The following is a 13,691-nucleotide window of genomic DNA, read 5'->3' as shown; positions in this document are numbered from 1 at the left end:
TAAGCCTCCACAACTGTTGAAAGTTAGAAGAGGAAAAGGTTTTAGAGGTCATCATTGCAGTTTAAAAATTGCAAAAAAATAACCGATGTCATTGTGAGGAGACGTGAGTCGATGAAGAGATTTTTGGTTACTTTTGTGGATTGCCTAGTCTACCTACTGTCTTACTCGCAATGATATTGACCATATACTACTTTTAAAGTGTCTTACCTAGGCTCTGTGAACAAAATTTTAATTGTTTAGATTTTGAGTATTTTTAAGCGAAAATTAATAAGATTTTTGCCGGAATAGTTAGTTCTATTTCAAAAAAATCTTATAATTTGCAGCTAAAAAGAGTCGAAATCTAGTAATTTAAATTTTGTTCACAGAGCCTAGAACCTACATCCTCTTCTAACTTTCAACAGTTGTGGGGTAAAATTATTAGCACATTTGTCAGACAAAACTACTGTAAAAATGTCAGTTGACTATAACAGAAAAGCAATCTAAAACTGCTTAGACACTCTTATGCTTATCGTATTTGAATCTAATTCAATATCGGTCATATAGTCTGGCGTAAAATTGCTTGCAAATTCACTTAAGGTTTGTTCGAGAATGAATTTACTATGTTGCTGGACTATTAGCATAAAATCTGGCTTACCAATAATTTCTAGAAAAATTCTGTCATTTATAGCAAAATTGGCATCTTTTCTCGTTTGCTGAATAAAGCGTATTAAATCTCTTGCTATACCTTCTTCGTATAATTCCCGTGTTATTTCCAAATCTAGCAATATTAGCCCCTGATTATTAGCTAAAGATTTTGTACCTTTAGCATTTTTAGGTTGCAAGGCTAGAGAGAATTCATCATTATTCAGCTTCTCTCCGGCTATTATTAGATGCTCAGGAGTAAGTTGCCACTGATTCTTTTTAGAAGCTACTATGATATCTTTGACTTTATGAGGTAGACGCTTACCTAAATTAGGGAAGTTAATCGATAATTTATGATCGGCATAATTTTCTACATCATCTTTATAAATTACCTTTTTAACATTGATTTCATCTTTAATCAATTCTTCAAATTTTATTAATAGCTCATTATTGCTGCTAATGATTGTTAAGCTGCTCAATGGTTGTCTAGTCCGAATATTCTCGCTACTTCTAATGAATAAAGCATTACTACAAATATCTAATATTTGATCCATGGTGCTAACCAAATCATCATCCACTTCTATCTTATCTAGTGTAGGAAAATCTGTCAAATGAACACTAGACTTCCCACAAAACTCTACTTCTGCTGGTAATTTGTACGTCAATGCGGCACTCGAATCCTCACATACATTAGAGTACGCTGCGGTTCTGCGTTCCTCATTTCCTTCAAATTCCTCAGCATAAGCGACTTTTGCAGGAAGTCTATTATCACCTTTCGGTTCTATCCCGGTGAGTCCCAAATAAATCTCCTCAGAAATTAATGGCAATAAACTAGATTGAGCGGACGACATTATTTTAATACAACTATATAAGGTATTATAAGCATTTTTCTTATCTTGATCTTTCTCACTTTTCCAAAAACGATTTCTACTTCTTCTAATATACCAATTATTTAATACTTCAAAAAAATCGGCAATGTTACTATAGGCTATTTGACTGTCAAAATTATCTAACCCATGCTGAATTTTTTGTACTGATATTTTTAGTTTTGATAAAATATAACGATCTAGCACATTTTGAGAATTAAAGTCTAGTTCAGCTTTGATTTGGTCAGCATTAGCATACATAGTAAAGAAATGGTAGGCATTCCAAATAGGCTTAATAAATAAACGTAAGCTCTCAAAAACCATTTTTCCGTCTTTATCGATCAATAATTCCTGACCTTTAACTATATTTGCAGAGAGCATAGTAACTCTTAGAGCGTCAGAACCATATTTATCAAATAATTCTAATGGATCAGCATAATTATTAAGACGCTTTGATAATTTTTGTCCGGTACTATCTAATATAACTCCATGGCAAATACAATTTAAAAAAGGTGGTTGGTCAAATAAAGCAGTTGACAACACCATTAAAGTATAGAACCAACCACGTGTTTGTGCTGAATATTCCACTATAAAATCAGCAGGAAAATGCTTTTCAAACCAATCTTTATTTTCAAATGGATAATGTACTTGTCCATAAGGCATAGAGCCGCTTTCAAACCAACAATCAAATACATCTTCTATTCGACGCATCATTGATTTGCCGGTTGGATCGTCTGGATTTTTTCTAGTTAGCTGATCAATAAAAGGTCGATGCAAATCAACGATTGTTACCCCAAAATCTTTCTCTAGCTCTTCTATTGAGCCATACACATCAATTCTAGGATAAACCGGATCATCCGACTTCCAGACTGGGAGAGGCGTCCCCCAAAATCTATTACGGCTAATTGACCAATCTCTAGCATTTTCTAACCATTTTCCAAATAGATTATCCCTAATATGCAAGGGTATCCAGTTAATTTGCTGATTTAATTCAACCATTCTGTCTTTAAATTCGGTAACTTTCACATACCAAGAAGGAACTGCTTTGTATATAAGAGGGGTGTCAGTACGCCAACAATGCGGATAATTATGAATATATTGCTCAGTTTTAAACCAATTCCCCTGATTTTTTAGCTTAATAATAATTTGATCATTAGCATCAAATATTTGCAAACCGACAAAATCATAAATTTCTTTGGTAAATTTCCCAGCATTATCTACAGGACAAACGAGTTCTATTCCTTGCGATTGACAAAGAATTTGATCCTCCTCACCAAAACCGGGGGCCATATGTACGATGCCGGTACCGTCTCCTTCGACGACAAAATCTCCAGAAAGTACTTTGAAACTACCTGGATGATTGGAAAAATAATCGAATAATGGTTGGTAAGTAAGATTCATGTTTAATAAGCACTTACCTTCAATTATATCATAATTTGTGTCAGCACTAAGCCCTAATTCTTTGTGATATTTTTCTAAAGCAAATTTTGCCAAAATATAACAAACCTGACCATTTGGCACTAAAGCATATTCAATATTTGCTCCAATGGCTAATGCCAAATTAGCCGGCAAAGTCCATGGAGTCGTAGTCCATGCCAGCATTCTATACTCATTATACTGCCCAGAACTTGGCAATTTCTCATTAAGTACAAAACTTACCGTAACCGCCTTATCAGTTCTCTCTCTATATGAGTTGTCTAGCCTAGTTTCAAAATTGGATAAAGGCGTTTCACATGCCCAAGAATAAGGCATTACCCTCATTGATTCATAAAGAAGCCCCTTATTGTATAATTCTTTAAAAGCCCACAAAACAGATTCCATAAAGGCTTTATCCATAGTTTTATAGGAATTGTCAAAATCCACCCATCTTGCTTGCCTATTAACATATTTCTGCCACTGATCAGCATATTTCATCACCGATGATTGACAATGCTCATTAAATTTATCAATACCAAAATTGATAATGGCAGTTCTACCAGAAATACCCAACTCCTTTTCTGCTTGCATCTCGGCAGGTAGTCCATGACAATCCCAACCAAAGCGTCGCTCAACTCTTTTGCCTCTACTGGTTTGATAACGTGCATAAACATCCTTGATGAACCCAGTTAGCAAATGTCCATAATGTGGGAGTCCATTGGCAAAAGGGGGACCATCATAAAATATAAATTCGTTATTTTTATCATTTTTTACTGATGGTCTAGCATCTATAGTTTTTTGAAAAATATTATGCTTTTGCCAATAAGCTAAAATCTTTCTCTCAATTGTTGGAAAATCAACATTAGATTGAATATCTGGGTAGTGTTTTTTAGTCATTATAGTCTCGATTAAAGAAAGTATATTATAAAAATAGTCGAATAATTGTTATATCGACAGGGTTTGGTAGCTTTAACATATTCTTACATTTAGAGGATATAGTTATGATATTGGATAAAGATTTAGTAATATATTTATCAGTATCTATATTATCTTCTGACTCATCTTGAATGTAATAGAGTATTGAAGTTATATAAACACTGAGTAACAGACCTCTCTTAGTATAATAATTATAATCTATAGACTTATCACCGGCATAACACCAAATTAAGTCACAAGTACGAAAGGCTGTTTTTGTTGCAAATATGCTGTTTGATGGTACGGCAAAATAACTACGATTCCTCAAATGTACAAGTTTAGCTATACCATCTTTTATTCTGATTTTTAAGGCTAAATCAATTTTATCCCTTATTTTAATCGGGGTCTCCTGCTGAGATAATAACTCCAGCATTTTCTGGTCTTGCCAGCTTTCAAAAAAATCAACTATTTCCCTTATCCCCTCAGGAAAAATTATATGGCAATATCCTTTAACAAAACCACATTCTGTTTCCGTATCTGCTAATAATTTATCATTCCACTCGTTAAAAATTAGCAGTTTTGCTAAAGTCTGTACAAATTGTACTTTTAAACTATGATATTTCTCTTCAATAGTCATAAATGCATCTTTTAATATTGACATATATCTTGACATATTCATTTAGTATATAGATAATGTTCCTATCATTCAACATTAGACTTCTTATATAAACTAATCTAGTTGGTGATTTTGTTGTCGAAACTCGGCTTCGTTTCTTCTAAAAATCCCTCAACTATCTTTAGTTTATATAAGAAGTCTAGTCTAATTTGCACTAAAAGGGGGTAATTAAAAGTGATACTAGTAAATGTTCATGCTGGGAATGGTGAGCAAGCAATCAAAAATTTGAAAAGAAAAATGCAAAGAGAGCTTGTTTTTCGTTCAATGAAAATGTCTCGTTTCTATGAACCTCCTTCAGTAAAACGTGTCCGTAAGGATCAAGAAACAGAAAGAAGGAAGAGAAAAGTTGCTCGTAAACAAATGATGGAAGGTTAATCGAGCTTAATGTTCTTGGGTTGCTTCGTCAACCTTGCGGTCTCCTCGCAATGACGGTGTGTTGCAAAAGCGGCTCCTCGCAACGACATTGTTATTCGTGTAAATTGTTTTGGTATTTATGAACAAATGGATCTATTATTTTGGTACTAAAGGTGGAGATGGTAATGCCCAAATGAAAGATGTGCTTGGCAGTAAAGGAGCTGGTCTTGCCGAGATGTCTAACTTAAATTTACCTATTCCTGATGGTTTTACTATTACTACAGAACTCTGTAATTATTTTTATAAAAATAATTACAGTTTGCCTGAGAATTTTAATAATGATTTAGTGATAGCTATTAAAAATTTAGAAAATTCTACTGGCAAGGTTTTTGGTGATCATAATAATCCATTATTATTATCCGTTCGCTCAGGTTCAAGAGCTTCGATGCCTGGTATGATGGATACTATACTTAATCTTGGGTATAATGATCAAGTTTGCGATGCACTATCAAATATTACTGGAAATGAGATTTTTGCTCTTGATAGCTATCGACGATTCTTAGAAATGTATGGATCAATGGTGTTATCAATTTCAAATGGTTTATTTAAAAATGCATTTGAGATGCATAAGGTTAAATGTAATATCTATCAAGAGAAAGAAATTACAGGAGATTTTTTAAGAATAATAGTTGAAGAGTTTAAAAAAATAATTTTTAATCATGAGGAAGAATCTCATGGTAAAGAATCACTTTTTGACCCATATCAACAATTAGAACAATCAATAAAAGCCGTATTAAAATCTTGGGCAGGGGATAGGGCGGTAACTTATAGAAGGTTACACAATATACCCAATAACTGGGGTACAGCAATTAATGTCCAGTCAATGGTTTTTGGCAATCAAGGAAGTAATTCTGCTACAGGCGTAGTATTCTCACGTTGTCCTGCAACCGGTGAAAATAAGCTTTTTGGTGAATATTTAGTAAATGCTCAAGGTGAGGATGTGGTATCAGGGACAAGAACCCCAAGCCCTATTATGAACGAGCATGATGTAGATTGTTCAATGCAAATAGTTATGCCACAAATATTTGAACAATTACAAGAGATTTGTAAGAAGTTAGAGTTACATTACTTGGACGTGCAAGATATTGAATTCACCGTACAAAACGGAGTTTTGTATATTTTGCAAACACGTACCGCCAAAAGAACAGCTTTAGCCAGCATTAAAATTGCTACGGATATGGTGCAAGAAGGGCTGATTTCTAAACAACAAGCAATAATGCGTATAGAACCGGAATCGCTAACTCAGCTTTTACATACGGCTATTGATTATAGCAATACTCTAAACCATATCTCTAAAGGGCTACCAGCTTCTCCAGGGGCTGCTACTGGTATAGTAGTTTTTTCTCCTTATGATGCTGAAAAAATGTCGCATCACCATAAAGTGATTTTGGTACGCCATGATACTAGCCCTGAAGATATAAACGGTATGTATGTTTCAGCCGGTATTCTGACAGCCAGAGGTGGGATGACCTCTCATGCTGCGGTAGTTGCTAGAGGGCTGGGAAAACCATGTGTTTGCGGGGCAAATGATGTGGTAATAGATGAAAAAAAACAGATGTTTAAAATAGGTAATACTATCATCAACTATGGTGACTTAATAACTATAGATGGCGGAACGGGGAAAATTTTCTTAGGGGAGGTGCCATTGATTCAGCCTACTTTTACTAAGGAATTTCAAACAATTCTAGATTGGGCAGATGAATTTGCTACTTTAAAAGTTAGAGCCAATGCCGAAACTATTTTAGATGCAGGTGTTTCCCTAAAATTTGGGGCAAGCGGAATTGGCTTATGCAGAACAGAACATATGTTTTTTGACCATGATAAAATACCATTAGTACAAGAAATGATCATTGCTCCTGATCTAGAGAGAAGGAAACATGCGATCAGTAAATTATTGCCCTTACAAATTCAAGACTTTAAGGCGTTATTTAAGATTATACAGGGTAAACCGATAAATATCAGATTGCTTGACCCACCTCTACATGAATTTTTACCAACAACAGAGGATGATAAAAGAAACTTAGCAAAGGTGATGAATCTACCGTTAGCTATTGTGGAACAACGCTTGCATGCACTATATGAAGTAAACCCTATGCTTGGACATAGAGGATGTCGCCTCGGTATTTCTTATCCTGAGATTTATCAAATGCAAATAAGGGCAATTTTTACTGCTATCAGAGAGTTACAAGTTGAAGAAAATATCAATACTATTCTGGAGTTAATGATTCCTTTAATTAGTGATGTTAATGAACTAAAAATCTTAAAGACACACATACAAGATGTTATTACTAACATGGAAGATATTAACAAATGCAAGTTTGATTTTACTCTTGGTACGATGATTGAGCTACCAAGAGCGGCTTTAAAAGCTGGAGAGATTGCTGAAGAGGTAGATTATTTTAGTTTTGGTACTAATGATTTGACCCAAACAACTTACGGCATTTCTCGAGATGATGTAGCCTCATTTTTTCCGGATTATTTGGAAAAAAAAATCTTTGCATTTGATCCTTTTAGTAAATTAGATGAGGAAGGGGTAGGGGAGTTGATAAAAATTGCTATAAAACGTGGTTTAAAGAGCAATCCTACATTAAAACTTGGCGTATGCGGAGAGCATGCTGGTAATCCTCATTCTATAGAGTTCTTCCATAGAGTTGGTTTGCATTATGTATCATGTTCACCATACCGCATCCCTATAGCAAGGATTGCCGCAGCTCAGGCAACAATAAAAGCTGATGGTTATAATTGAGCTGATTAGTATTACTTAGTCATTAGACTTCTTTCGAAACTCTACTTCTGCTGGTAATTTGTGCGTGATACCGGTACTCTACTTGTAAATTTAGCGTAATGCTAATCGGCGGCTTATTATAATTCTTCAAATAATTTGCATATATCTATTAGTGTAGTTAATTTTTATGATATATTGTTGTTAGGGGAACAATATGATTGAAATACCTAGGCTCTATTGTTTAATTTTATTATTTTGTAAATAATTATGTTTATTAAGGATTTTGAGAATAAAGGTTTTTTATATCAATGTACTGATTTAGAAAAACTAACAACACTAATGAACAACAGTAAAATATCTGCTTATATTGGTTTTGATTGTACAGCTCAATCTTTACACGTGGGTAGTCTGATGCAAATTATGATATTGCGTCTATTGCAGCAATATGGTCATAAACCAATAGTAATACTGGGAGGAGCGACTAGTAAGATTGGTGATCCTACTGGTAAAGATGAGGCAAGAAAATCTTTGACAAAAGAAGAAATTGCTAAAAATATTGAAGGCATAAAAAAATCATTATCAAAATTTATTAAATTTGGTACTGGGGCAAATGATGCAATACTAATTGATAATTCAGATTGGCTAGAATCATTAAATTACTTAGATTTTCTTCGCAACTATGGTAGTTTTTTTTCTGTAAATCGTATGTTATCTATGGATTCGGTAAAATTACGCTTAGAAAGAGAACAGCATATGAGCTTTTTAGAGTTCAACTATATGTTGCTACAAGCCTACGATTTTTATCATTTAAATAAAGTATATGGTTGTTCTTTACAAATAGGTGGTAGCGACCAATGGGGTAATATAATAATGGGCGTTGATTTTACCAGGAAACTAACTGGTAATGAAGTTTTTGGTATGACTACACCATTATTAACAACTGCTTCTGGCAATAAAATGGGCAAGTCTGTTGGTGGGGCGGTGTGGTTAAATGAAGATATGTTAAGTCCATATGATTATTATCAATATTGGCGGAATTGTGAAGATCAGGATGTAGTTAAATTTGCTAAATTATATAGTGAGCTAGAGGAAGGTAAAATGCAAGAATTTATCTTACTTGCTGGATCTGATATTAATGGTGCCAAGAAGCAATTAGCCTTTAATTTAACAAAACTTTGTCATGGTGAACAAGCAGCTATAACAGCCTTAGAAACAGCTACAAAGGTTTTTGAACAAGGAGAAATCGATATAAATTTACCAGCTATCTATATTGAACATAGCAGGTTAACTATAGGTATTCCGGCATATGAATTGCTTCATGAGTTAGGTCTTGTTGAGTCAAAATCTGAGGGGCGTAGGCTCATTAGAGGGGCTGGGGCTAAAATCAATAATCAACTAATCGAAGATGAAAATATGATGATTAATTTGACTTTTATGCAGGATAATCAAGTTATTAAAATCTCTGCTGGTAAGAAGAAACATGTGTTAATAAGGTTGAGGGAGTATGGTGGTTCCCTTTGTCTAGACAAAATTTTAGCAATTTAGAGATATAATTCCCATAAAATTAGTATTGTTACTATTATGATAGATATATTGAAAGGATAATGCCACCTTGGTAACCATAAAATGGTTTCTGGAGCCTTTTAAAGTTAGTGATAAGACTATCTCTGACCTCTTTATAAGTTTGATATCCTGAAACAACAACACGATTTTTTGGAAAACCATATTTTTCAATATAAATATCTTTTGTGCTTTATGAATCAACAAATACTAAATCCATAATATTTGGTAAACATTTATTATTTATGTGATCTTGATGGAAAATATGAGAACCATAAGAAATATATACTGTTTTTTTCGCAATTTTTTTAAGAGTTGAATCTATAAAGTAAGTATCTAAAATTGAATTATTATAAACATTATAGGGGTTTTGAACAAAAATATAATCTGGTTTATGTGATTCAATAGTTTTACATTTTGTATAAGGCTCCATCTGTCCGCAAGGATATATAGTCACTTGACTATATTACTGGTGCTAAACACTGCTCCTATTTCTTGGTCTCTTACTAAGTCAGTAACTTCAATCACCTTTGCTCCTATAAGTTTAGCTTGAATCTGTTTATTGCTAAGTTGAGGATCATTCTTTGTTATGGCGATTATCGACGGACAAGTATTTTGTACTAATTTATTATAGTCATCAAAACCTTTAAGTTGAGGTAACATAAGTACTTTATCAACAAAACTTAAGCTACTTAAAATTTCTGCACGTTGCAACTGATTATGGATGAATTCACGTTTTTTATAATTAGTAATAGTTTCATCTGGTTCCAAAGCTACAATTAAATAGTTTCCTTGAGCTTTAGCATTACGTAAAAACTGTACATGACCATAATGCAATAAATCAAAACATCCTCCAACTAAAACTAGTTGATTATTTTTTGAACATTTATGCAATAATGTACCATTATAATAAATTATTTTTGTGTGATTATCTTCAACCATATTCAAATTCTCCAAATGGTTTTAAGTTTTTGAAGCATATTCTGAAATTAATTTTTAGTTCCTGTTCTAAAATGGCAACTAGCTCGTCAGATGATTTTGATTGCCATCTACCAGCAGCGTAATAAAAATGGTAAGGACCACTAATTGGTGAAGATAACCAAATTTCCTTAGCCGCTGAGTGTTTATTAATAACAAATATGCCTTGGTTAGTAGTTAGAGTTAGAATATCATTCTGAAAGTCAATATCAATAAGGCAATCCTTATCTTCTGTCTCAATTATCTCTGCAATTAAAGATATAGTTTGTTCAGCTAATTTAGCAAATTCAGTATTATCCATATTAGTATAATCCTTGCTTAAGGCTCCTTCAAAGTTTTACGATAAGCCTTAACGTGCTTACTATGATCATTAAAATTATTAGAAAAATTATGCCCTCTCGCACCGTTACCAACAAAATATAATGAATCAATTTTAGCAGGATTTACTACAGATTCTAGAGATTTTATTCCAGGACAAGAAATAGCTCCAACTGGTAAATTAGCAATATAATATGTATTATAAGGAGATTGCATTGCAAAATCTTTTTTAGTTAATGGTCTTGTTAGTTTATCTTTCCCAAGTGTTATAGCATAAATTGTTGTTACATCTGATTGTAGTTTCATATGTTTTTTTAGGCGATTTAGAAATACAGCGGCAATCAAAGGGTTGTCGGAGTTTAAGCTAGCTTCCTTTTCCACAATGGATGCTAAGATTAATACATCAAGGCGAGTTTTTAATGGAGAATCAGGTGATAATTTTTCCATAATTTTGTCGAGCTGTAAAGACATTAATTTTCGCATTTTATCAATGATTTGCTCTTTTTGATCGCCATATGAAAAAAAATAGGTAGATGGCATTAAAAATCCTTCAGGAATTGTTCCTATAATCTCTCCCATTAATCGTTCTTCGCTATTAATTTTTTTTATTATTTCATGGACAAGCATACCTTCAGGTATAATCATTTTATGAATAATTGATTTACCACTGGATAATATCCTTAGAGTTTGCATAGGAGAAATATTTTGAGTAAAAATATATTCCCCACTCTTTATAGAATGTTTTAATGAATATATTTTGGCAAGAAAGGCAAATAAAGCAGGATATTTAATGATGTTATGATCACTTAATGTCATAGAAATTTGATCAGTTGACAATCTAGGTTTGATTATTACCGTCTTGTTTTCTACAAGTGAACCAGGTGTAAATAAGTAAAATATACAAAAATTGATTCCACTAATTATTAGAATCAATGTGATAGTTACGAGAATAAATTTTATTTTTAGTATTTTCTTAAACAAGATACACCTAATCAGAATTAAACAGATTCATATAATTATATAGTCAATTCAGGAAAATTTGGGGCTAGGAGGCTGTCTGCGATAACGTCCCCAATTTCTCATCAATTGACTATAGCACAAAATAAGCTGGCACTAATAGCATATGAAAAAATTTATTATTTTTTATGATTTTCCACTATATTCCCATATTCTATACTTTTTATTTTTATAAGCTTATCATATTTTACTTTAAGTTCATTTAGGGAATAATTACCATCATAATATCCTTGGATATTAATAATTCTTTCTAAATAAAAGTTCAACTGCTCAGCATCATTTTCTACAATATCATTATCAATTTTTAAATCTTTTGTAATATATGTTAATGCCTGATTTTTGACTGCTGAGCAGTATAATTTAAATTCTTGGATTTTTTTTATAATCATAGGAATATCTTCTGGCTTTGTTACTATCATTGCTACTAACATAACCACTAATATTTCTCCTATAGACATATTTTATACTAATTTTTTATGACGATATTTAGGATTAATAACATTTTCACCTTTTAAATTAATCATATAATCATGATAATCTTGGTAATTTCCTTCAAACCATGTAGCATTTCCATCTTTATCAAAAGCAATAATATGGGTTGCTATTCTATCTAAAAACCAACGATCATGGCTTATCACTAATACACATCCAGCAAAATCTAAAATAGCATCTTCTAAGGCTCGTAATGTGTCAACATCCAGATCATTCGATGGTTCATCAAGTAAGATAACATTAGCTCCTTCTTTTAATAATTTGGCTATGTGTACCCTATTACGTTCACCTCCAGAAAGTTGCCCTACTTTCTTTTGTTGATCGCCCCCCCTAAAATTAAAGGCTGCACAATAAGCACGACTTTTCATTGATCTAGAACCAAGTTGTAAATCTTCAAGACCTGAGGAAATTTCACTCCACACAGTGTTGTTATCATCTAAAGTATCTCTTGATTGGTCAACATAACCAAGCTTAACAGTTTGTCCTAATTTAATAGAACCGTGATCTGGGTTGGTTTTACCAGTGATAATATTAAATAAGGTAGATTTGCCGGCTCCATTTGGACCTATAATACCAACAATCGCCCCTGGAACCACCTTAAAACTAAAATCAGATAACAGTACCTTATCATCATATCTCTTTTCTATATGTTCTGCCTCTATGACTAAATCGCCTAGACGTGGACCATTCGGTATAATAATTTGTGCTACGCTTGATCTCTGTTCTTTTTGTTTGAGCAACAGATCTTGATAGGCAGTAATTCTAGCCTTGCTTTTTGATTGCCTTGCCTTTGGTGATTGGCGTATCCATTCAAGTTCTCGTTTTAATTGTTTACTCCTATCATCTTCTTCTTTATCTTCAATTTCTAGTTTTGCTTGTTTTTGTTCAAGCCAAGCACTGTAGTTAGAATGCCATGGAACACATCTACCTCGATCCACTTCTAATATCCAATCCGTTACATTATCAAGAAAATATCGATCATGGGTAATAACTACTACTGTACCTTTATAATTTTTTAAGTAATTTTCTAGCCAAGAGACCGATTCAGCATCTAAATGGTTTGTCGGTTCATCAAGTAATAACATACCAGGTTTTTCTAACAAAAGTTTACATAACGCAACTCGCCTTTTTTCACCACCTGAGATTTTTGTAACATCGGCATCTTTATCTGGACATCTTAGTGCAAACATAGCAATCTCTATTTCTCGCTCTAAGCTCCAAGCATCACAACTATCTATTTTCTCCTGTAGATCAGCCTGTCTCGCTAAAAGTTCATTCATTTCATCATCGGACATTTCTTCAGCAAATTTATTGCTTATTTCATTAAATTCGTCAATTAAGACTTTCTTATCATTTAAACTTTCCATAACATTATCGAAAACATTTAGAGTAGGATCAAGATATGGCTCTTGAGCTAAATAACCAACTTTAACCCCATTAGCCACAAAAGCCTCACCATCATATTCTTTATCAATAGCTGCCATGATTTTTAGAAGAGTAGATTTACCTGCTCCATTTGGACCAATAATACCAATTTTTGCCCCTGGTAAGAAGGACAAATAAGTTTCCTTTAAAATTTGTTTACCGTTAACGGTCTTACTCAGACCATTCATAACATAAACATATTGATACGACATAATCATTAATTCCTTTATTTTTTGTAGTTTATTTGTAGTTTTTAAATAGTTAGTGA

11 protein-coding genes are annotated in these 13,691 nt (G+C 33.0%); 3 read left to right on the top strand and 8 right to left on the bottom strand.

What is annotated here, in order from left to right:
• Positions 1-479 precede the first annotated feature (479 nt).
• Both ileS and AAGD42_RS03745 read right to left on the bottom strand, forming a co-directional pair.
• Positions 480-3,800, bottom strand: coding sequence for an isoleucine--tRNA ligase (ileS, locus tag AAGD42_RS03750; RefSeq protein ID WP_410520951.1), 3,321 nt, complete (start codon positions 3,798-3,800; stop codon positions 480-482).
• 25 nt (positions 3,801-3,825) lie between these two features.
• Positions 3,826-4,455 carry a COQ9 family protein gene (locus AAGD42_RS03745; RefSeq protein ID WP_341753382.1) on the bottom strand — a complete coding sequence of 210 codons (630 nt, stop codon included), beginning with the start codon at positions 4,453-4,455 and terminating at the stop codon, positions 3,826-3,828.
• 213 nt (positions 4,456-4,668) lie between these two features.
• Here AAGD42_RS03745 and rpsU point away from each other — a divergent pair, with 213 nt between their 5' ends.
• The 3 genes from rpsU to tyrS all read left to right on the top strand — a co-directional run bounded on the left by rpsU (position 4,669) and on the right by tyrS (position 9,178).
• Entirely contained in the window at positions 4,669-4,869 is a 201-nt protein-coding gene (rpsU, locus tag AAGD42_RS03740; protein ID WP_094649364.1) for a 30S ribosomal protein S21, read from the top strand.
• A gap of 118 nt (positions 4,870-4,987) precedes the next feature.
• A complete protein-coding gene (gene ppdK / locus AAGD42_RS03735) occupies positions 4,988-7,654 on the top strand; it encodes a pyruvate, phosphate dikinase (RefSeq protein WP_341753298.1) in 2,667 nt (888 codons plus the stop codon).
• Between the two features lie 243 nt (positions 7,655-7,897).
• Positions 7,898-9,178 carry a tyrosine--tRNA ligase gene (gene tyrS / locus AAGD42_RS03730; protein WP_341753381.1) on the top strand — a complete coding sequence of 427 codons (1,281 nt, stop codon included), beginning with the start codon at positions 7,898-7,900 and terminating at the stop codon, positions 9,176-9,178.
• A gap of 208 nt (positions 9,179-9,386) precedes the next feature.
• On the opposite strand, the gene AAGD42_RS03725 is transcribed toward tyrS, so the two are convergent.
• The 6 genes from AAGD42_RS03725 to ettA form a co-directional block, all read right to left on the bottom strand.
• Positions 9,387-9,650 (bottom strand): hypothetical protein, encoded by a 264-nt coding sequence (locus AAGD42_RS03725; RefSeq protein WP_341753297.1) that lies wholly within the window; start codon positions 9,648-9,650, stop codon positions 9,387-9,389.
• Positions 9,647-10,135: an adenylyltransferase/cytidyltransferase family protein gene (locus AAGD42_RS03720; protein WP_410520950.1), complete on the bottom strand. Its 489-nt coding sequence runs from the start codon at positions 10,133-10,135 to the stop codon at positions 9,647-9,649. Before AAGD42_RS03720 ends, AAGD42_RS03725 begins: the two co-directional genes overlap by 4 nt.
• A complete protein-coding gene (gene cyaY, locus AAGD42_RS03715) occupies positions 10,128-10,472 on the bottom strand; it encodes an iron donor protein CyaY (protein ID WP_341750410.1) in 345 nt (114 codons plus the stop codon). Before cyaY ends, AAGD42_RS03720 begins: the two co-directional genes overlap by 8 nt.
• 17 nt (positions 10,473-10,489) lie before the next feature.
• Positions 10,490-11,470, bottom strand: a complete 981-nt coding sequence (gene mltG / locus AAGD42_RS03710) for an endolytic transglycosylase MltG (RefSeq protein ID WP_341753296.1) — start codon at positions 11,468-11,470, stop codon at positions 10,490-10,492.
• Between the two features lie 155 nt (positions 11,471-11,625).
• Positions 11,626-11,964: a DUF2672 domain-containing protein gene (locus tag AAGD42_RS03705; RefSeq protein ID WP_341750412.1), complete on the bottom strand. Its 339-nt coding sequence runs from the start codon at positions 11,962-11,964 to the stop codon at positions 11,626-11,628.
• 3 nt (positions 11,965-11,967) lie between these two features.
• Positions 11,968-13,635 (bottom strand): energy-dependent translational throttle protein EttA, encoded by a 1,668-nt coding sequence (gene ettA, locus AAGD42_RS03700; protein WP_341753295.1) that lies wholly within the window; start codon positions 13,633-13,635, stop codon positions 11,968-11,970.
• Positions 13,636-13,691: the final 56 nt, after the last annotated feature.

The organism is Candidatus Tisiphia endosymbiont of Dioctria linearis, assembly GCF_964026545.1.
Lineage (GTDB): Bacteria > Pseudomonadota > Alphaproteobacteria > Rickettsiales > Rickettsiaceae > Tisiphia.
The sequence above is the reverse complement of the archived record's forward strand: the minus strand, read 5'-3'. Positions and strand labels throughout refer to the sequence as shown.